This window comes from Vibrio sp. ArtGut-C1, from assembly GCF_002105475.1.
GTDB classification, from domain to species: domain Bacteria; phylum Pseudomonadota; class Gammaproteobacteria; order Enterobacterales; family Vibrionaceae; genus Vibrio; species Vibrio diabolicus.
In genome coordinates, this window is record NZ_NCTH01000015.1 from 65,490 (window position 1) to 88,283 (window position 22,794).

13 protein-coding genes are annotated in these 22,794 nt (G+C 43.0%); 10 read left to right on the plus strand and 3 right to left on the minus strand.

The window, feature by feature from the left end:
* Positions 1-86: 86 nt before the first annotated feature.
* The 3 genes from B7360_RS14320 to B7360_RS14330 are packed head-to-tail and all read right to left on the minus strand — an operon-like array spanning position 87 to position 5,799.
* Positions 87-2,735 carry a PqiB family protein gene (locus B7360_RS14320; RefSeq protein ID WP_041852958.1) on the minus strand — a complete coding sequence of 883 codons (2,649 nt, stop codon included), beginning with the start codon at positions 2,733-2,735 and terminating at the stop codon, positions 87-89.
* Entirely contained in the window at positions 2,728-3,978 is a 1,251-nt protein-coding gene (locus B7360_RS14325) for a paraquat-inducible protein A (RefSeq protein WP_006743266.1), read from the minus strand. The genes B7360_RS14320 and B7360_RS14325 overlap by 8 nt, the downstream gene beginning before the upstream one ends.
* Positions 3,979-4,002: 24 nt before the next feature.
* Positions 4,003-5,799: an ABC transporter ATP-binding protein gene (locus tag B7360_RS14330; RefSeq protein WP_006743267.1), complete on the minus strand. Its 1,797-nt coding sequence runs from the start codon at positions 5,797-5,799 to the stop codon at positions 4,003-4,005.
* A 92-nt stretch (positions 5,800-5,891) separates the two neighbouring features.
* On the opposite strand from B7360_RS14330, the gene B7360_RS14335 reads away from it, so the two are divergent.
* From B7360_RS14335 to rlmKL, 10 genes are all read left to right on the plus strand, one after another.
* Positions 5,892-6,365, plus strand: a complete 474-nt coding sequence (locus B7360_RS14335; RefSeq protein WP_065646467.1) for a GAF domain-containing protein — start codon at positions 5,892-5,894, stop codon at positions 6,363-6,365.
* 98 nt (positions 6,366-6,463) lie between these two features.
* The gene (gene proQ / locus B7360_RS14340) at positions 6,464-7,090 is read left to right on the plus strand and encodes an RNA chaperone ProQ (protein ID WP_046876216.1); all 627 of its coding nucleotides are present in this window, start codon (positions 6,464-6,466) and stop codon (positions 7,088-7,090) included.
* Between the two features lie 17 nt (positions 7,091-7,107).
* Positions 7,108-9,114, plus strand: a complete 2,007-nt coding sequence (prc, locus tag B7360_RS14345) for a carboxy terminal-processing peptidase (protein ID WP_005396554.1) — start codon at positions 7,108-7,110, stop codon at positions 9,112-9,114.
* Between the two features lie 195 nt (positions 9,115-9,309).
* Positions 9,310-9,975 (plus strand): hypothetical protein, encoded by a 666-nt coding sequence (locus B7360_RS14350; protein WP_085343822.1) that lies wholly within the window; start codon positions 9,310-9,312, stop codon positions 9,973-9,975.
* Positions 9,976-10,203: 228 nt separating this feature from the next.
* Entirely contained in the window at positions 10,204-12,810 is a 2,607-nt protein-coding gene (pepN, locus tag B7360_RS14355; RefSeq protein ID WP_085343823.1) for an aminopeptidase N, read from the plus strand.
* Between the two features lie 64 nt (positions 12,811-12,874).
* Complete coding sequence (locus B7360_RS14360) at positions 12,875-13,093, plus strand: DUF2835 domain-containing protein (RefSeq protein ID WP_046876238.1); 219 nt, start codon at positions 12,875-12,877, stop codon at positions 13,091-13,093.
* 201 nt (positions 13,094-13,294) lie between these two features.
* Positions 13,295-18,136: an NAD-glutamate dehydrogenase gene (locus tag B7360_RS14365; RefSeq protein ID WP_065646471.1), complete on the plus strand. Its 4,842-nt coding sequence runs from the start codon at positions 13,295-13,297 to the stop codon at positions 18,134-18,136.
* A gap of 314 nt (positions 18,137-18,450) precedes the next feature.
* Positions 18,451-19,461 (plus strand): quinone-dependent dihydroorotate dehydrogenase, encoded by a 1,011-nt coding sequence (pyrD, locus tag B7360_RS14370; RefSeq protein ID WP_006743218.1) that lies wholly within the window; start codon positions 18,451-18,453, stop codon positions 19,459-19,461.
* Between the two features lie 168 nt (positions 19,462-19,629).
* Positions 19,630-20,172, plus strand: coding sequence for a cell division protein ZapC (locus tag B7360_RS14375; protein WP_085343824.1), 543 nt, complete (start codon positions 19,630-19,632; stop codon positions 20,170-20,172).
* 489 nt (positions 20,173-20,661) lie between these two features.
* Positions 20,662-22,782 carry a bifunctional 23S rRNA (guanine(2069)-N(7))-methyltransferase RlmK/23S rRNA (guanine(2445)-N(2))-methyltransferase RlmL gene (rlmKL, locus tag B7360_RS14380; RefSeq protein WP_005396504.1) on the plus strand — a complete coding sequence of 707 codons (2,121 nt, stop codon included), beginning with the start codon at positions 20,662-20,664 and terminating at the stop codon, positions 22,780-22,782.
* The last annotated feature ends 12 nt before the right edge of the window (positions 22,783-22,794 follow it).

Below are 22,794 nucleotides of genomic sequence, written 5' to 3' on the forward strand. Positions count from 1 at the left end.
GACAAGGGCCGAGCAATAAAAAAGAGCAGCGATTGCTGCTCTTTTAAGGTAATCAAACTTCAATTGTATGTGAATTGAGCTTTATTCTACGGCTTAGGAATCGCAGTACGCCATTGAGTCCAGCCTTCTTCAGCTTGTGGATATAAAAAGAAAGATTGCCCACTTTTTGCCGCTGGTGGAATAGTCGATTGCTCTGGCGTTGAAAACGCAATTCCTCCGCGAACTAAACTATCAAATGTGCCCGCTTTGATGTTCGCACCAGTAATTCCGATGGAGACATCTACTCCTGAAACATTCCAAAACACACTGTTTTGACGAACGAGGTAAGCATATTCAGGCTGTATCTTGATGGTCGTGACGACGCGATCGGCAAATTCTCCTAGGCTCACGTCGGTTACTTGGCCGACTTCCATCTCGCGGTAAAGAATAGGCGTTCCGACTTGTACTGAGCCTCGTTGTTCACTTTGTAAAGTAAACATCATGCCCTGAACACGTTCTGAACCGTTTTCCAACTGAAAATCAAATTTAGCTTTACCTTTACCTGGCTCAACACTGATGGATTTCGACACCAATGCGCCAAGGTTTTTCACGCCCCCTAAGCCAATCTCTGGCTCAGTTAGCCAAAAATGTGAGCCTTCAACCGCAATGTTTTCTACGTATTCAGGTAGAATTCTTGCGGTAATTTCAACCATATTGCGACGAAAATTCGGTACAACCAGTGTGACTTCACCAACTTTGACGCCTTGATACTCAATCGGCATTCCTTTAGCAATCTCTTGCGAGCCGTCGGTTTCTAAAGCAATGACGCGTCCAAACTTGCGAGCGGTTTTTTGATCTGTATATAACTTCCAGTTGTCTCCAATTTTGTTTTCAACGCCAGGAACAGAGTCAAAAGCGATGCCACCTTCGATTAACGATTTTAAAGGGTGAGCTTTTACACTCACACCGGCTAGCGATGCATCTATCTCTATCCCTGAACGGTTCCAAAAGACGGTTTGCGGTGTTACGAGGTAAGCAAAGCGGTTTTCGATGGTTGTTTTAATTAACACACCGCCATCAACCAATTGGAAATCGGAGACGTTACCAACAGGAAGATTACGATAGAGTAGAGGGCTGCCTTTGGAAATCGGCGGCAATTCAGAAGCAAACAGTGTGAGTGCTCTAGAGCCACTTTGGTTGTACTGTGCTAGTTCTGCCAATGATTCGTTTTGGAACAGTTGATACTCTTTTTGAATATCTTGCTTGCCTTCGCTTACAAAGCTAATGGACCCAGTTAACAACTGTTTTGCCGGAGGAACGGTAACGCTGAGGCCCGATTCCGTTAATTCTGCAGAGGCACTTCCGGTTACATAAAAACGGTTGTTTGATTTGATCAGGTGTTTGTATTCATGATCAATCAATACATCCATAAATACTTCATGTTGCGATTTTTTACCTTCTTCAACTAAGCCTACGTTGATAATTGAACCGACAACGATGCCTTTGTAAAGCACGTTGGCACCGCTATCTAGGCCAAACGAGTTGTCAGACACTAAACGAATAGCGATGGACTTTTCTTGCTGTTGGTTAAAAACGTTTTTACGAATGGCAGTAAAGCGGCGAGAGCGATCACCAGCACCTGGCACAATGGTTAAGAAGTTTCCTCTCACGAGATTGGCAATGTTTTCAACACCAGAGAGGGACACTTTTGCTTCTTCTAAGACGAATCGGGTACCTGTCGTCAGCATGTCACTGAAAGCTGGTTGAATTGCCGCTGACGCTAATATCACTTCTCGCCCTTCGGATAGGCTTAAGTCTGTAACTTGGCCAATCTCGATTCCGCGATACATAATGGGTGCGCCTTCGCCACTGATTTTACTGTCATCAGGGAGGACGATTTTAACAGCGATACCTCGACCTGCGGTTTTCAAATCTTTATACAGACGGAATTCAGTGTTCTCTTCTACAGGCTCACCGTCATCCGGAGAGTCGACGGCGATCGCGCCTCCGAGTAGAGCACTCATACTTTCTAGCCTTACATCGACGCCTTCAAAACCGATGCTGGCACCGATTCCACTTACGTTCCAGAACCGACTGCGGTTGTTAATGATATGTCGGTATTGATCCTGAATGTTGGCTTGAATCGTGATAGATTTTGCGTCTTCATCCAGCTGGTAGCTGTAGACTTCACCGATTGGAATTTTCTTATAAACAATTTGAGATCCAATCGACACACCACCTAAATCGCGGCTTTTGAGTTTAATGTTCAAACCTTGTGAAACGCGCAAATCTGTTGGTGCAGAGTCTAACGCATGGAACGTTGTTTCAAACTCTTGACCATCTCCAGGTTGAATCGAAATGTAATTACCCGACACGAGCGCATCGAGCCCAGAAACTCCTGTTAGGCTTGCTGTTGGTTTTACCAGCCAAAAGCGAGTTTTATCGTTCAGCAATTTTGCCGCTTCAGGGTAGATATCGGCATCAACATAAATACTGCCGAGATCTTCAGTGAGGTTAATGTCTCTCACCATACCGACTTCTAGCCCTTGGTAACGGATAGTGGTTCGCCCGGCAACCAAGCCAGCAGCGTCAGAAAAATAGATTTGCACCCGTTGTCCTGCATCGTGTATCGACTTCACCACAAGCCAGCCAGCTAAGACCATGGTCAAAATTGGCAAAAGCCAAAGAGGAGATATGCCTTTGCTCCGCTTTACATCTGGTACGTATGACGTTTGAGAACTGTTCTGATCACTCATTCATTGACTCTTTTTCTGATTGTGTTGGGCCTGTTTGGTCCCAGATTAGCCTTGGATCAATACTTTCCGCTGCAAGCATGGTCAATACCACGACAACACCAAAGGCCACGGCGCCATATCCTGGTGTGAAATCAAGTATCTGACCACGATCGACTAAGGTCATCATGATAGAAATAACAAACAAGTCCATCACAGACCATTTACCGATCCATTTAACAACAAAGTAAACCATCATTCGTTGTCTCTTAAACACCGAACGTTTGAATTGAATGCAAAGCATGATGTAGGCAAGGCCAAGTATTTTTACAACTGGCACAACAATACTGGCCACAAAAATGATCACTGCGATGCCATACATACCGCTTTTTACCAACCCAGCTACGCCTGAGAAAATAGTATCTTCCAAACGTTTGCCATTGGTCAGCAAGATGGAAATAGGAATCAAGTTGGCTGGGAAAATCGCTATCGTTGCCGCAATGAGGTAAGCCCATGTCTTCTGAATGGAGTTGGGCTTGCGATGATATAACTCGTGGTGACAACGCCGACAATGGTCACCTTCAGGTTGAGACAAGTGGCACTCATGGCAATGCACGTCTTTGTGTTCAAAGGAATAAAGACGTTCTGGCTTCCAGGCTTCCCAGTAACGACGCACACTGATTCGAGAAACTAACAAAACGGTAAATATCTGCAAAAGAACCAGACCAATTAACCCTGGGCCTACAAAAATGTCGGAATAATCTTGGAGTTTGAAGCAGGAAATGGCGATGCTAACTAAGAACACATCCAGCATTACCCAATGTTTCAAATGTTGAATTAGCCACAGTGAAACACGAAGCCCTCGAAACCATCGTTGATGCAGCGAGATATGTGCCGTAACCACTGAAACACAAACCGTCAGAGGCGCTAGAGAGCTACAAAATAGAATAAGCAGTGAAAGAAGAACAAAGCCTTCTTCCATCAATGTGATCATCCCTGAAGGTAGGGTTGCCGGAATCATCACACCAAAGAGTCGGATACTAATAAAGTTAAAAAAGTGTGATGGAATAAATAGCAGGATACAGGTTATCGCGACGGCTAAATTACCTGAGAGGCTAGGGCTACCGCCTCGATACAACTGTGTGCCACAACGAGGACAGTGTGCATTTTTTCCATTGGGTAAGTCGACGATATCGACAGGCAATTCGCAACCTTGGCACAAGCGCACATTATTTGGCTGCATGGCGTGCTTAGACAGAGAGGTCATAACGACCTCTCTAACTTGAACGATTTAAGCGTGGGACTGTATGCCCCCATATAAGGTTTGATATAAGCCTTCTTGCTCAACTAACTCACCATGAGTACCTGTTTGCGTCACTTTTCCATCTTCAAGCACGTAGATCAAATCGGCTTGTTTTACGGCTGATAGACGGTGCGCAACGATTAATGTTGTTCTGCCACGTAAGAATTCAGTCAATGCTTTGTGCAATGCCGCTTCAGTAGCGGTATCAAGCGCAGACGTGGCTTCGTCTAAAATAACAAATTGAGGATTACTCAGCACCATTCTTGCGATGGCAAGGCGTTGTCGTTGACCACCTGACAAACGAATGCCGTTACGGCCGACTTGAGTATCCAAACCGTGGTTCAGTTGAGAAATAACATCTTGCAGCTGAGCAACTTCAAGTGCTCGCCAAAGTGACATTTCGTCAAAATTCCCACCGAGCGTTAGATTATGCCTCAAGGTGTCGTTAAATAGTATAGGTTGCTGTAATACCACGGCAATTTTGTCGCGAATTACTTCAAAACCAATATCTTCTGTTAATTCATCATTAAAGCGAATGCTACCGGAGTTTTGACGATAAACCCCAATAAGTAGTTGTATTAAGGTCGACTTACCGCCTCCGCTCGCACCAACTAGCGCCACTTTCTTTCCTGCCGGTATATGTAAAGAAAGGTTATCTAGAACTTTGTTTTCATTATTATAAGAGAAGTCTACGTTTTCTACTTTAACATCGACTTCTCTGTCTTCTTTGAAAGGATTTACCTTAGGTACTGGTCTTTGTTCTTCTTCTAATACTAATAAGTCGTTGATGCGTTTTAACGCAGCTTTCGCGCTGTACCAAGAAAACTGAATGCCGAGCAGCTCTTGAACAGGAGACAACATAAACCATAGGTAACCAAAAACAGCAAAGATTTGACCAATAGTGAGGTCACTAAACATGACCATCAGCATGGCGACGGCTCTGAATAACTCAAAACCGATTAAGAAGAGTAGGAAAGAGACGCGACCTGCTGCCTCTGATTGCCACGCATACTTGTCTGCATCCACACGAACTTGGTTCGCACTGTCTTTGAGTTGCTGGAGAAATTCTCGCTCTTTATTGGCTGCGCGCAGCTGGTAAATGCCATCTAATGTTTCAACTAAACGATTTTGGAAAATTTCAAAAGAATGATTTTCCTTCCGTTTCAGATGTTTAACCATACTTCCTAGTTTACGTGAGAAGTAAATGACAATAGGGTTAACTAGCAGAATAAATAGACCAAGTCGCCAGTCGAGCCAAAGCAGAACGATGGCAGTACCAATGACCGTTAAAAAACTGATAACGAATTTTGCTAACGTAGAACCAATAAATTTATCGATCGTTTCAATGTCAGTGATAAGGTGGGCATTGATGCCTCCGCTGCCTTTGGTTTCGTATTGGCGGATGCTGATACGACCAAGCTTGTCGATCATTTTACTGCGCATCTCAAACGTGATCGTTTTAGAAACAAGTGTAAATTGTCGGCTTTGAAGGATATTTAACCCCTGACTTGCAGCTCGCATCAGGACGACCAAGAAAAGAGTGAAAAATATATAACCCGTCGGAGTGTGCCACGCTTCAGGGAGAATGGCATTCATAGCAGCTAAGCCTTTTGCTGGTTGGTCCAATAAAACCTCATCAACCATCAACGGCATGAGAAGGGGGATTGGAACACTAATCAAGGTTGCAAGCACCGCTATCAAGTTCGCTATGATAAGCTTGGACTTGTGCTTTTTTACTTGTGTTATCAACCAAGAACGGCTAATAGTGTCATTTTTCAGAAGCATTGTAATTGAGAATAAGTCCTATTATAAAGTAGGGCTGCATTTTAGCGCCATACAGTGAGAATGGAAGCTTTTATAGTAAGTAGGAAGTTAATATGAACATAGAACAATACCATAGACTAACCAAACAAGCCGTTGCTCTAATTGAGTCTGAGCCTGACTTTATTGCTAACCTAGCAAACTTGAGCTCACTGCTTTTCATGGAATTGGACGATCTTAACTGGGCTGGCTTTTACCTAGCAAAAGGTGAAGAGCTCGTTCTTGGTCCGTTCCAAGGAAAACCAGCTTGTGTCCGCATTCCTATGGGGCGCGGTGTCTGTGGTACTGCTGCAAAAACTAACACCATACAAAGAGTATACGACGTTCATGAATTTGAGGGACATATAGCGTGCGATGCAGCGAGTAATTCGGAAATTGTGATTCCGTTTTCTATCAATGGAGAGGTGGTTGGTGTCCTTGATATTGACAGCCCAAGTATTGGTCGATTCAATGAAACAGACGAAGAAGGTCTCACTCATTTCATGGCTGAAGTAGAAAAGCTGCTTAATTCACACGCGAACGACGCATAAATTAGCCCTCGAGTGTGGTTTTTCCTTGGCATGTCACTATAATACGAGAATATTTTTTCTTAATGCTTCGCGGAAATCCGCTCAAATCAGGAACCCTCATGACTGAAAAGTTAAAAAACAGCAAAGAAGTTATTGCATATATTGCTGAATGTTTCCCTAAGTGCTTTACTTTAGAAGGTGAAGCAAAACCTCTGAAAATTGGTATTTTTCAAGATCTTGCGGAACGTCTAAGTGAAGACGAAAAAGTAAGCAAAACACAGCTTCGTGCAGCGTTAAGACAGTACACTTCATCATGGCGTTACCTACATGGTGTAAAACCAGGTGCAGTACGTGTGGACCTAGACGGCAACCCTTGTGGTGAGCTAGAAGAAGAGCACGTTGAACACGCGAAAGCGACACTTGCAGAAAGCAAGGCAAAAGTTCAAGCTCGTCGTAAAGAACAAGCACAAAAAGCTCGTGAAGAGGGTAAGGCGAAAGCGAAACCAGCGGCTAAAAAGCCTCAACAGCCTCGTCGTACTAACAAACCAAAAGTACAAAAAACAACTAAGCCTGTAGAAACGCGCGCTCTAAATGCTGACGAAATCACAGTAGGTAACGCAGTTAACGTGAACATGGGCAAAGGAAACATGGCAGCGACCATTGTTGAGATCAATAAGGATGATGTACGTGTTCAACTTGCTAACGGCCTACAAATGGTTGTGAAAGCGGAGCACTTGCGCGCATAAAGGAGATACTCCTACGCATGAATTGCCGTTCAAAAGTGACACTGATTGCTGCTAGCTTATGGCTAGCAGCATCAGCTCAGGCTCTCGAAGCCAAACTACATAAAGATGACTTGCCGGTTCTCGCTCCTGAAGTTCAGCACGAAACAGCTAGCAAACGAGTCACCTCTCGATTTACCCGCTCTCATTATAAGCATTTCAGCCTCAATGATGATTTCTCCAAAGCGATCTTTGAACGCTATGTAGAATTGCTTGATTATAATAGAAATATTTTTACTCAAGCGGACATCGACTCTTTTAAAGACTGGTCAATTGAGCTTGATGATCAGCTAAAAGCTGGTAACAACCAAATTGCTTTTGATGTTTATAACCTCTCAATGCAAAAGCGTTTTGAGCGCTTTGCTTATGCGTTAACGCTACTCGACGAAGAGATCAAGTTTGATACTGACGACGAGATAGAGTTAGACCGTTCTGAAGCTGCATGGCCAAAAGACGAAGCGGAGCTCAACGAGTTATGGCGTAAGCGCGTGAAATATGACGCGTTAAATCTGAAGCTGACTGGCAAAGAATGGCCAGAGATTAAAGAGGTTTTAGAGAAGCGTTATAACAACGCGATGAAGCGGATCACACAGACTAATAACGAAGATGCATTCCAGTTATATATGAATGCCTTCGCCCGACAAGTCGACCCTCATACTAGCTACCTTTCCCCACGTAATGCTGAGCAATTCCAATCGGAAATGAACCTTTCTCTGGAAGGCATTGGTGCCGTTCTGCAAATGACAGACGATTACACAGTAATTCGTTCACTTGTTGTTGGTGGCCCTGCGTCGAAGAGCAAGCAACTTGGCGAAGGGGATCGAATCATCGGTGTTGGACAAGACGGTGAAGAGATTGTCGACGTGATCGGTTGGCGTCTGGATGATGTAGTTCAATTAATCAAAGGCCCAAAAGGCACAAAGGTTAATCTACAGATCTTGCCAGAAGGTAACGATGCGAAGAGTTACATTGTCACAATTGTTCGTGACAAAGTTCGTCTAGAAGATCGCGCAGTGAAGTCGGAGATCATCGAAAAAGATGGTAAGAAGATTGGTATTTTAGAAGTGCCAAGTTTCTACGTCGGTTTGTCGAAAGATACCGATAAACTGCTTGCTGAGTTAAAAACCAAAAACGTTGACGGCGTAATCGTTGATCTACGTAACAACGGTGGTGGTGCATTAACGGAAGCGACAGCATTAACAGGGTTATTCATTAAAGAAGGTCCTGTTGTTCAAGTTCGTGACAGCTATGGTCGTATTAAGGTGAACGCCGATACTGACGGAAAAGTGAGCTACGATGGTCCGCTGACGGTGTTGATTAACCGCTACAGTGCTTCAGCGTCTGAAATTTTTGCAGCAGCAATGCAAGATTATAATCGTGCCATTATTTTAGGTGAAAATTCTTTCGGTAAAGGTACGGTTCAACAGCATCGTTCACTGAATCATATCTACGATCTTTTCGATAAAGAGCTAGGCTACGTTCAGTACACGATTCAGAAGTTCTACCGTATTGACGGTGGAAGTACGCAAAATCGTGGTGTTGCACCCGATATTTCGTACCCAACACCAATTGAAGCTTCTGAAACGGGTGAAAGTGTAGAAGACAATGCACTACCTTGGGATCAGATTGATAAAGCAAAATATCAAACCTTCCCAAGCAACGAAGCACTAGTTGAAAAACTCACCGCTCTTCATAACAAGCGTATTTCTGATGAGATGGAATTCCGTTTCATCAATGAAGACATAGAGAAGTATCGTAAAGAAAAAGACGATAATATGTTGTCTTTGAACGAGAAAGTTCGTAAGGCTGAATCGGATAAAGCGGAAGCACTTCGTTTGCAACGCATCAATGAGCGTCAAGCTGCTTTAGGTAAGGAAGCATTCAAAACATTGGATGATATACCTAAAGATTATGAAGCGCCTGATGTTTATTTAGATGAGTCTGTCGCGATTATGGTTGATCTACTCAAGCAGAAAAATCAGTCATAATAACTGGCAATTCAAAGTAAAAAGAGTGAGTCTTTCAGGCTCACTCTTTTTTTATGTCTTTTCATCTTTGTTTGTATTGAGTATCAAGTAAGATATTCGCTTATTTTTTCCCAATAATTTACGTGATCTACATCTAAAATTTCGCGAAAGTGAGGACTACTGCCTAAGCTAAAAGAAAACGATAAGGATGCCGATATGAAATGGTTCTTTATTTTACTTAGCTTTTGCTGCTTTAGTGTGTTTAGCGGAGAAAACACCAGAGAAGATGAATTAAGTCACTTTGACACGCCGTTTCTCATTGGAGACTGGTATTTAATGAACCCAAACCCCGAAGAGTCGGCTGAAAATTTTCGTGCGATAAAACTGTCACTGGGTTCCGACTACAGCTTTTCTATTGATATTCAAAAGAAAGATTATTCTGTCGATCATTGGGAAGGATTGTATAACGCCAATGAAGACACCATCGTTCTTGGCTTAAACACAGATGAGCCTCAAATTTATGCCTATCGCAATAATCACAATACGCTTGATCTTAATGGTGTGACTTTTACTAAAGGGTTGTCTAACTCGCTAGCGGGCATATGGTCTAGCTCTTATGTATCCGGAAATGGCCTTGTGGCAAACAACATCAACCATATGGATCTGATACTTCAACCTGACTTCGTGTTTATGTTTCGGGTATCCAACGAAGAAGGGGATGAGTCAATCAAGCAAGGTGTTTTCTACACAGAAGATGAATATTTAGTCTTGCTCTATGAAAATGGCGAGCACGGGACCACCTATAAGCTCAACAAAAATGAATTAACGATTGAAGATTCAAATGGCGATATGTACGCGGTACTTAATCGGGTAACGCCTTGATAACTTATCTTGCTACGACAAATTACGCGAGCATACGGTAAATTACTAATGTTGTTTAAATGTTAATCAAAAAACGGAGCTAGAGCACTAAAAGCTCCGTTTTTTGATGGAAAGACTTGTATTCTGATACCACAATCCCTACAAATAGCTTATATAGTGATACCAGAACTGCATTTTTGATCATGCAGTCTGGTATTTTTGTTGTTCGACATACAAGGATTTATGCTCATGTCCCAAGCTCCCCAGGCCAAATATCGTAAAGATTATCAAGAGCCATCTCACGCGATTACCGATATCGATCTTACGTTTGATCTTTATGACAATGACACCATCGTTACGGCGATATCAAAGGTTGCTCAAAAAGGCGATACAACAACGCTAGAACTCGATGGCGAGGGGCTTGAGCTGCGCGCTGTAAAAGTAAACGGTGAGGATTGGGCTCATCACGAAGTGAAAGAATCATCGCTTGTACTGACCGATCTTCCATCCGAGTTTGAACTTGAAATCGTCACCAAAATTGATCCTGAAGCGAATACAGCACTCGAAGGTTTGTACAAATCAGGCGGCGCATTTTGTACTCAGTGTGAGGCCGAGGGCTTCCGTCGTATTACTTATTACTTAGATCGTCCTGATGTTCTGGCAAAATACACGACAAAAGTGATCGCAGATAAAGCCGCTTATCCATATTTGCTGAGCAATGGTAACCGAATTGCAGAAGGCGAGGCAGAGAACGGTCGTCATTGGGTTCAATGGCAGGACCCGCATCCAAAGCCAGCTTACTTGTTTGCTCTTGTCGCAGGGGACTTTGACGTACTGCGTGACAAATACACAACGATGTCAGGTCGCAGTGTTGATTTAGAAATCTTTGTTGATAAAGGTAACTTAGATCGTGCAGGCCATGCGATGACATCGCTGATCAACTCGATGAAGTGGGATGAAGAACGCTTTGGCCTTGAATACGATCTGGATATTTACATGATCGTTGCCGTTGATTTCTTCAATATGGGCGCAATGGAAAACAAAGGCCTAAACATCTTTAACTCAAAGTATGTTCTGGCGAATGACCAAACGGCGACCGATCGTGACTACTTAGGTATCGAAGCTGTGATCGGTCATGAGTACTTCCACAACTGGACTGGCAACCGTGTCACTTGTCGTGACTGGTTCCAACTAAGTCTAAAAGAAGGCTTAACCGTATTCCGTGACCAAGAATTCTCTTCTGACTTAGGCTCTCGTGCAGATAACCGCATCGATAACGTACGTATCATCCGTGGCCCTCAGTTTGCAGAAGATGCAAGCCCAATGTCTCACCCGATTCGTCCTGACAAAGTCATTGAGATGAATAACTTCTACACGCTAACAGTGTATGAAAAGGGCAGCGAAGTTATTCGCATGTACCATACGCTCCTTGGCGAAGAGGGCTTCCAAAAAGGGATGAAACTTTACTTTGAACGTCACGATGGTACTGCTGCCACATGTGAAGACTTTGTTTCTGCAATGGAAGATGCCACCGGTGTCGATTTAAAACAATTCCGTCTATGGTACAGCCAGTCTGGTACACCGACGCTGCGCGTAAATAGCGAATACAATGCCAATGCAAAAACTTACGCACTAACGGTAGAGCAATTTACGGAGCCAACGCAAGACCAGGCTGAGAAGCAAGCGCTGCACATTCCGTTTGATATCGAGCTGTACGATTCGAAAGGTCACGTTATCCCATTGCTGATTAACGGTGAATCTGTTCATAACGTATTGGATATTAAACAAGATAAGCAAACGTTCGTATTTGAAAATGTCGAAGAACAGCCAGTGCCATCTTTGTTGCGTGAATTCTCGGCACCAGTAAAACTAGAATACGACTACAGTGATGATGAATTAGTCTTCTTGATGAAGCACGCGACGAATGACTTCGCTCGTTGGGATGCAAGCCAAATGCTATTGGCTAAGTACATTCGTCAGAACGTGAAAAACGTTCAAGCCGGACAAGACGTGTCGCTTTCTGAAGGCGTGATAGATGCGTTCCGTGGTGTGCTATTGGATGAGACGCTTGAGCCAGCTTTCATTGCTCAAGTTTTCTCTTTGCCTTCAATTAATGAGATTACTGGCTGGTACCAGCAAATTGACATCGATGCCGTAGACAAAGTGCTAAATAGCATTACAGTGTCACTTTCTCAAGAGTTAGAAGATGAGCTAAGTGCAACTTATCATACACTGAAGCAAACAGAGTACACGATCGATCATGCTGCGATTGGCAAGCGTGCATTACGTAACCGTTGTCTGCAATACCTAGCACATACGGAAAAAGGTAATGATTTAGTGAAAGCACAATACGCATCTGCAAATAACATGACAGATACGATTGCAGCGATGAGTGCGGCAAATAGTGCACAGCTTGAGTGTCGTGAAGTTCTAATGGCAGATTATAGCGATAAATGGAAGCACGATGGTTTGGTTATGGACAAGTGGTTTGCACTTCAAGGTAGCAATCCTGCAGAGGATGCACTTGAAAAAGTGAAAGCTACCATGAACCACGAAGCATTTAGTTTGAAGAACCCGAACCGTACGCGCAGTTTGATTGGCTCGTTCTTAAGTGCTAACCCTGTACGTTTCCATGATAAATCCGGTGCAGGTTACCAATTTGCAGGAGAAATCCTTCGCCAACTTAATGATTCGAACCCACAAGTCGCATCTAGAATGATTGATCCTTTGCTTAAGTTCCGTAAATACGATGAAGGTCGCCAAGCTTTGATCAAAGCAGAACTTGAAAAGCTCAAAGCAATGGATAATCTTGCTAAAGACTTATTCGAAAAAGTGACTAAAGCACTAGACGAATAGTAAACAACACAATAGGGTGGTCATTAAGGCCACCTTATTGTTTATGTCACTTAGTTTTTACTTCATGAACTATTACTACTTCAACCTCAACATTTCATATCAAACGTTTTTATCCCATTATTCTGGCGCGGCAAGTGTTGTTCAAGTCGTCACACATAATGGTTTACGTTTGCAGTTACCCGCCGCACGATTTAGACCATTTCTTAGTCAATTAGGCATTAAAGGCCAGTTTAGACTAACAACTGACCAAAATAATAAGTTTCTTAAGTTAGAAACTCTGTGATGTATTGTATTTGCAGAGAGTTAAATAGGAATCTTAGTCACAGAATCGGACATTTCACCTCTTACCACCACGATTAGTTGTTAAACATTTGTAATTATGCTTTTACAATGGGCACATGCATTACCTATGCTTAGTTTCTAAGGTAACAACCTAGCTACTAAGTCCCCCTACAAAACAACAATTCTAATGTGGAGTGTGAATATGACCGCGCGTGAAAATGTAGTGCCGGTTCTGCTTGAAAAAGTTTACCAACTGATTCAAGACAAACTCGAGCTTTCTCACCAAACGCTTGTAACTAAACTTGCTCAACACTTATTCAGTAACATTGCTGATGATGACCTGATTCAGCGAAACGAATCCGATCTTTATGGTGCTGTCGTCAGCCTTTGGCACCATATCAATGAAAAAAAACCAGAAGAGATTTCGGTACGAGTATTTAACCCGACCGTAAGTCGTCAAGGCTGGCAATCCACACACACAATCGTAGAAATTGTTGTTCCAGATAGTCCATTCTTAGTGGACTCAGTCAAAATGGCTTTAGCGCGTTTGGATCTTGTTTGCCACTTAATGTTAAACAACCCAACACAGATACAGCGTGATAAAAAAGGCCAAGTTACCGACGTAAACGGTGAGGGTGGTGTTCTTCAATCACTGTTCCATATCGAGGTAGACCGCCTTACTAGTAAAGAAGAGATGCAAGCGCTTAAAGAAGAGCTGTTAAAAATTCTATCTGACACTCGTTTAGTCGTTGATGACTGGAAGCAAATGGTTGATAAGCTTAAGCTTGTGACTGATGAACTTGAGAAAAATAAAGATCGTGTTTCTATCCAAACGGATCGTATGGACGAAACGATCGCATTTCTTCGTTGGCTAGAAGATCATAACTTTACCTTTATGGGTTACAAAGATTATGACTTAGAAGAAGTCAATGGTGATACCGAGCTTGTTCCTGCTAAAGAAAAAGGACTTGGTCTATTTGCTGATGACAAGCGTGTGCGTAGCGTCAAGCTATCTGAGCTTTCAGATTCAGCGCGGTTAGAAGCGAAAAAGCCATACGCTCTGATCATCACAAAAGGTAACAAAGCATCTCGTATTCACCGTCCAGCTTATACTGATTACATCGGTATTAAGAAGTTTGATGAAAACGGTAAAGTAATAGGTGAGCATCGCTTTACTGGTCTATATACCTCTGCCGTGTATAACCAAGCGGTACAAAGCATCCCTCTGATCCGTGAAAAAGTGGACCGTATCCTTGAAGCGAGCGGATATCGTCACGGATCGTATTCATACAAAGCATTGCACAATATCTTAGAAAACTACCCACGCGATGAACTACTTCAAGCAAATGAAGAAGAGCTGCTTGAGGTGGGTATGGGTGTTGTACAAATGCAAGATCGTGACCTACTGCGTTTATTTGTTCGTAAGGACCCATTTGGTCGTTTCTTTAGCTGCATGGTTTATGTCACTAAAGATCGTTACAACACAGAGTTACGTCGTCAAACTCAACGCATTCTTAAGCAGTACTTTGGTTGCGAGCAAGAGGTTGAATTTACAACGTTCTTCTCAGAAAGCCCACTAGCGAGAACACATTACATTGTTCGTGTAGACAATAACAACATTGACGTAGACGTGAAAAAGATCGAGCAAAACCTAATGGAAGTTTCTACCTCTTGGGATGACAGACTAAAAGAATCCATCATTGCTAACTTTGGTGAAAGCAAAGGCCTTCCTCTTTCAAAAGAATACATGAGTGCGTTCCCTCGCTCATATAAAGAGGACATGATGCCAGGTTCTGCGGTTGCAGATATTGAACGCTTAGAAGCGTTAAGTGATGATAATAAACTTGGCATGTTGTTCTACCGACCTCAAGAAGAGGGGGCGGATTCAAAAGCTGTTCGCTTGAAGTTATACCACCGCGATGAGCCAATCCATCTTTCTGACGTAATGCCAATGCTTGAAAACCTTGGCTTACGAGTGATCGGTGAATCACCGTATGAGATCGAGAAAAATAACGGACAGACATTCTGGATCCTTGATTTCTCTATGCTGCATAAGAGCGAGAAAACGGTTGATCTTCGTGAGGCTCGTGATCGTTTCCAACAAGCATTTGCCGCAATTTGGGCGGGCAACCTTGAAAGTGATGGTTTTAACCGATTGGTACTAGGTGCGTCGCTATCTGGGCGTGAGATTTCCATTCTTCGTGCTTATGCTCGATACATGCGCCAAGTCGGTTTCCCATTCAGTCAACAATACATCGAAGACACGCTAAGCCACTACCCAGACTTAGCAACAGGTCTAGTCAAGCTGTTCACCAAGCGATTCGATCCGAAACACAAAGGCAGTGAAAAAGGCCAAAACGATCTGATTAAAAAGCTAACAGAGCAGTTGGATCGTGTAGAGAGCTTGGATGATGATCGTATTATTCGTCGTTACATCGACATGATCATGGCGACACTTCGTACTAACTACTATCAATTAGACGAAAGCAAGCAACCTAAGCCTTGGTTATCTTTGAAAATGAAACCGAGCGATATTCCAGAGATTCCGCAGCCTGTACCCGCGTTCGAGATCTTTGTGTACGCACCAGATATTGAGGGTGTTCACCTTCGTGGCGGAAAAGTGGCTCGTGGTGGTTTACGTTGGTCAGATCGTCAAGAAGATTTCCGTACAGAGATTCTTGGTCTCGTAAAAGCTCAGCAAGTTAAGAACACCGTTATCGTACCTGTGGGTGCAAAAGGCGGCTTTGTTTGTAAACGCCAGCCATCTCTCACAACCCGTGATGAGATCTTTGCTGAAGGCCAACGTTGTTACAAACGATTTATTCGTGCGCTACTTGATGTATCAGATAACATCATTGAAGGTGAAGTCGTGCCACCACAAAACGTTGTGCGCCATGACGAAGATGACCCATACCTAGTAGTGGCTGCAGATAAAGGCACAGCAACATTCTCAGATCTAGCGAACTCTGTTTCTGCAGAGTACAACTTCTGGTTAGGTGACGCATTTGCTTCAGGTGGTTCAAATGGTTACGACCACAAAGCGATGGGTATCACTGCAAAAGGTGGTTGGGAATCAGTTAAGCGTCACTTCCGTGAAATGGGCATCAACTGCCAGACCACTGACTTTACCGCAATCGGTGTAGGTGATATGGCTGGTGACGTGTTCGGTAACGGTATGCTGTTATCGAAGCATATTCGATTGCAAGCTGCCTTTAACCACATGCACATCTTTATTGATCCAAATCCAGATTCAGCCACCAGCTGGGAAGAACGTAACCGCTTGTTTAATCTACCAAGATCAAGCTGGGAAGATTACAATAAAGATTTGATCTCTCAAGGTGGTGGTATCTTCTCTCGTCGATCAAAGTCGATCCAACTAACGCCAGAAATTCAGAAAATGTTAGGGACAAAGAAAGCATCTTTAGCGCCTAACGATCTGATTAAGATGATCTTGAAAATGAAAGTCGATCTGCTTTGGAATGGTGGTATCGGCACTTACGTTAAAGCCTCGACAGAAACTCATACGGATGTTGGTGACCGTGCTAACGACATGCTACGCATTGACGGCCGTGACTTAAGAGCAAAAGTGGTTGGCGAAGGCGGTAACTTGGGTATGACTCAGCTTGGTCGTATTGAATACGCACTGACTGGCGGCCGAGTGAACACAGACTTCGTTGATAACGTGGGTGGCGTTGACTGTTCGGATAATGAAGTCAACATCAAGATCTTCCTTAATGGACTGGTTTCAAATGGCGATCTTACGGTTAAGCAACGTAACCAAATTCTAGAGTCTATGGAAGACGAAGTGGGTGAAATTGTCTTAGATGATGCTTACCGTCAGTCGGAGTCGATCTCCGTTACTGAACAGCAAGGTGTTGGCATTGTTAAGGAACAAATTCGATTCATCCATACCATGGAAAAAGCAGGGTACTTGGATCGTGCTCTCGAATACATCCCTGATGATGAAACGCTAATCGAGCGTGAAAAACAGGGACTAGGTCTGACTCGCCCTGAGCTATCAGTGTTAGTTGCCTACGGTAAAATGGTACTTAAACAGCAACTTGTTACGGATGAAATCGCGAATGATGAATTCCATGCGAAACAGCTTGTTGAATATTTCCCAAGTGCGTTACGACGTAACTATAAAGATCAAATGGTTAATCACCCACTGCGAGCTGAAATTATCGCTACAGCATTGGCTAACCAGATGGTTAATGAAATGGGCTGTAACTTCGTCACTCGTTTGCAAGAAGAAACCGGTGCAAGTGTTGTCGATATTGCTAACGCATACAGTGCGGCTCGTGAAATTTTCGATCTAGAAGCAATTCTTAAGCAGACTCGTGAACTCGATAATATCGCCACTGCTCAAGCTCAGTACGAAATCATGTTTTATGTTCGTCGAGCACTACGTCGAATTGCACGTTGGTTGCTTCGCAACCGTAGTGGTAAATGCACAGTTGGTGAGCTGATTGCTATCTACAAGCAAGATGTCAATGTTATCACTGAAACCTTAGACACTATGCTGGTTGAGTCTGAAGTAGAAGAACACAATGAACTTGCTCAAGGGTGGATTGAGAAAGGGGTAGAAGAGAAACTTGCACATCAAGTCGCTCGTTTATCCAGCTTACAATCTGCACTGGATATCTCATCAGTGGCGAGTGAAACAGGTAAAACGGTTGAGCAAGCATCGAAGCTCTATTTTAACTTAGGTGACCGTTTGTCGTTACACTGGTTCTTGAAGCAAATTAACAGCCAAGCCGTTGATAATAACTGGCAGGCACTGGCAAGAGCTGCATTCCGAGAAGATCTGGACTGGCAACAACGTCAACTTACGGCTCAGGTATTAAATTGCGGCTGTGCAACGGAAGAGCTAGACGTGATGAAAGCGTTAGAAGATTGGATGGAAACTAACGAGCAATCACTGCACCGTTGGGAAAGCATCTTGAATGAGTTCAAAGTTGGCTCTGTCCACGAATTTGCTAAGTTTTCTGTAGCACTTCGAGAATTAGTACTCTTGAATCTCAACTGTTCGTCGAAAGAGTAGATGAGTTAGTCAAATTGTAAGTAAAAGCCTCGTTATTTAGCGAGGCTTTTTTGTTGCTCATCGTTTCTATTATAGCGCCGATTGAGTTACAGCGTAACGGTGTGGGGAAGTTAAAATAGGCTGAAATCGATTGCTTTAGGGTGGTTAGTTATAAATTTTATTGTTGAAATCTTACTCTAATTGTTTGTTTTATATTTGAAAATATTAGAAAGATATAGGTTTTTACTTAATACATTCATTTTCATTGAATTACGATGAAAAACAGTAAATAATATTGTCCCGTTTATACGGGGCTTTTTTCTTTCGGAGGCACAATGCTTTACCGTCTAGCCAGAACTGGCTTTTTCCAACTCGATGCCGAGAAGGCACACGATCTTGCAATCAAGAACTTCCAACGCTTTAACGGCACACCACTTGATCTCTTCTACCGCCAACAATTACCAACTCGTCCAGTTGAGTGTATGGGACTAACATTCCGTAACCCAGTAGGTCTTGCGGCTGGCTTAGATAAAAACGGTGAATGCATTGAAGCATTTGATGCCATGGGCTTTGGCTTTGTCGAAGTTGGCACAGTAACACCTCGTCCGCAACCAGGGAATGATAAACCACGCTTATTTCGCTTAGTCGAAGCTGAAGGTATCATCAATCGCATGGGCTTTAACAACCTAGGCGTTGATAATTTGGTCGAGAATGTAAAGCAAGCAAAATTCAACTGTGTTCTCGGAATTAATATTGGTAAAAACAAAGACACACCAATTGAGAAAGGGGCAGAGGACTACCTGATTTGTATGGAGAAAGTGTATGAGTACGCAGGCTACATTGCGGTTAATATCTCATCACCAAACACTCCGGGTCTTCGTTCACTTCAATATGGTGAAGCGCTTGATGAACTACTTTCTGAATTAAAAGCGAAACAAGCGGAACTTTCAGAGAAATACAACAAATACGTCCCGCTAGCATTAAAAATTGCGCCTGATTTGAGTGACGAAGAAATCTGCCAAATCTGCGATTCTTTATTGAAAAACAATATAGATGGTGTGATCGCGACTAACACAACTCTGGATCGCACGATCGTAGAAGGAATGAAACACGCCAATGAGGCAGGTGGTTTAAGTGGTCGCCCTGTGCAATCACGCTCTACGGAAGTCGTACGTAAGCTTCATGAAGAGCTAGGAGACAAACTTCCAATTATCGGTGTTGGTGGTGTGGATTCCTATGTTGCAGCCAAAGAAAAGCTGATGGCAGGCGCTAAACTTGTTCAAGTCTACACCGGCTTTATTTACCACGGCCCAGGCCTAGTACGTGATATTGTTAAGAACCTTTAACATACACATCAAAAACCACTGAAAAATCAGTAGCTATTACATAAAAAAGAGGACTTTGTTTCCTCTTTTTTTTTATCCGTTCGTTTGTAAAATTTAAAAATCACGAGTAGGTAATTAAGCGTCTTACCTCTTTACCACTGATTTAACTAGTCAAGAGAGAACGGAATAATGCTTAAACCCAGCGACAAATGGAATTGGTATTTTGACGAGCAAAAAGCTTGCTTAATGCTGGATCTGGGGGAGGAAATGATTTTCCAAACCAATTTATCCCGAAAATTGTTGGTTAACTGTGCCTTCTCAAACAATGAATTTACCGTTGATGACGCCAGTGCATTCCAAACGTTTAATGAACGTATTCGATGCCTCGACATCAGCGAATACCGCCAAGCTGAGTTAACACTGTATTGTGTTGCAGCAAAGCGCTTTCATAAACCTGTACAGCCTAAAAGCTGGTTCTTTGACGCACAGTCCTCAGGTTACGAGCCTGAAGAAGGGGACATGGTCTTTCTAACAAACCAATATTCTGATGGCATGTTCATCGTGTTAGAACTAGGCGAGACGTCGAGCTTATGTGCTTATGTTAACCAAGAAGCGTTTGTGCTTGATGGCAATAAGGCGCTTCAGTTTGGGCAGCCGATTAAAGTAATGCATGACCGCATGGCTTGTGCAAATCACCTCTTTGCAATAACCCCTATGGCAATGGTGGGGTAAACCTGTTTAATTTTTTTCTTTATTTCGTTCCTTTGTTTGCATTAGTCGACCTCGTTAGGTCGATTTTTTTTGTCCTTTCCTTTGATACTAGAGCCCCATCAGCCATGAAACGGTATGTTTTCTATGCATGCAAACATGAAGCTGGTCACTTTTATTTTACTTATTTCAATCTGATGACTCCCTTAACTAGGCAACCTAGCGCTTAAAATGACCCCATTTATTCCCCTATAAGGCAAAAATGTAAGTAACTTACATCAATAATTATGTTCTGGTGTATACCAAAATCAATGTAAATAAGTATTCACTTCTTTCCAAGGGAACAAAATTTCGTTCGTGAATAAAAAACACTCAAATTAAAGATATTGAAAGTTTCAGATCATTTTGTTGGTGATGATTTGAACTAACAGGTGGGGAAATTCCTTTAAAAACGAGGCATTGATCGTAAAGTCAGGTATAATTGAAGCCATTTTTTATCAGCGAAAGAACACTATGAATCAATATCTCGCGGTAACTTCAAATGGCATGGAAAATTTGCTTGTTGAAGAACTGACTAAACTAGGCATTGAAAATGCGAAACCAGTACAGGCAGGCGTAAAATTTAAAGCGACAAACGAACAGGTTTATCGCTGTTGTTTGTGGAGCCGTTTAGCGTCTCGATTTGTACGTGTTTTATCTGAGTTCACGTGTAACAACGACATGGACTTGTATTTATCTACATCTGCTATTAACTGGGTTAACCAATTTCATAGCTCTAAACGTTTTGTTGTGGACTTTAACGGCACAAACCGTGAGATCAGAAATAGCCAGTACGGTGCGATGAAAGTCAAAGATGGCATCGTAGATTGCTTTGAAAATAAAGGTTTGCCGCGTCCCAACATCAGTAAAGAACGCCCAGATGTTCGTATTCACGTTCGTTTGCATAAAGATAAAGCGTTGCTTGGGATAGATATGGTAGGCAGTGGTTTGCATCAACGTGGCTACCGACCAGAATCGGGTCGTGCCCCGTTACGTGAAACGCTTGCTTCTGCGATTATCATGCGTTGTGGCTGGGATGGGCATCAACCATTACTCGATCCAATGTGCGGTTCTGGTACTTTGCTTATTGAAGCTGCGATGATGGCTGCCAACATGGCTCCTGGCGTTAAGCGAAAGCAATGGGGTTTCGAAGTGTTGGAAGACTTTGAACCAGAGACTTGGGCAGAGATTAAATCAGAGGCTAATGTTCAAGCTAGACGGGGTGTCAAGAAAGTTGACGCTAAGTTTTTTGGCTTCGATAACGACCCTAAAGTATTAAAAGTTGCTCAAGAAAACGCGCGCAGAGCAGGCGTTGAAGAATTGATTGAGTTCGCACAAGGTGATGCTGCAACCATAACTCGTCCTGCAGGATTCGAACACGGTGTTATCGTTTCAAACCCACCTTACGGTGAGCGTCTAGGAACTGAGCCGGGGCTAATTGCGCTCTACACCGCATTTGGTGGACAGCTAAAATCTGAGTTTGGTGGATGTAAAGCCTCTATCTTCTCGAGTTCAGACGAGCTGCTGAGCTGTCTTCGTATGCGTGCTGATAAACAATTTAAATTGAATAATGGTGCGTTACCTTGTCACCAAAAGAACTACAGTATTGCAGAGCGCAGTGCTGATGAAGTGAAGGGTGCTGATACTAATGTTCAAATCGCACCAGACTTTTCAAATCGTTTAAAGAAAAACATTGGCAAGATTGGCAAGTGGGCCCGTAAAGAGAAGCTTGATTGCTACCGAATCTATGACGCTGATCTTCCTGAATACAATGTGGCGATAGACGTATACGGCGATCAAATCGTAATTCAAGAGTATGCTGCGCCAAAAAACATTCCAGAAGAAAAAGCAAAACGTCGCCTAACGGATATCATTCGTGCAACGATTCAGGTGACAGGTGTAGAGGCGAACAAAGTAGTACTTAAAGTTCGTGAAAAGCAGAAGGGTCGCAGCCAATACCAAAAATTAGGTCAGGTATCAGAGACGCTTGAAGTAAACGAGTACGGTGTGAAGCTGATCGTAAACCTTCATGACTATCTAGACACTGGCTTGTTCTTGGATCATAAGATCACTCGTCGTCGCTTAGGTGAAATGGCGCAAGGTAAAGATTTCTTAAACTTGTTTGCATATACTGGGAGTGCGACGGTTCACGCAGCGGTTGGTGGCGCTCGTTCCACAACGACTATTGATATGTCAAATACCTACTTGAACTGGGCGAAAGACAATATGCAGCTTAACGGCTGTGTAGGACGTCAGCATCGCTATGAACAAGCAGACTGCTTGCAATGGCTAGAAAACGCGAAAGGTGAGTACGACTTGATCTTTATTGATCCACCTACGTTCTCTAACTCTAAGCGTATGGAAACATCATTCGATGTACAACGTGATCACATTAAACTGATGAAGAATCTTAAACGTTTACTAAGAAGTGAAGGCACTATCGTATTCTCGAATAACAAGCGCCACTTCAAGATGGATGAAGAGTCGCTTGCTGAACTTGGTTTGAAGGCTCAGAATATTTCTTCTCAAACGTTACCATTAGATTTTGCGCGTAATAAACAGATTCATAACTGTTGGCTAGTAACGCACGCGTAGTATAAACAAAAG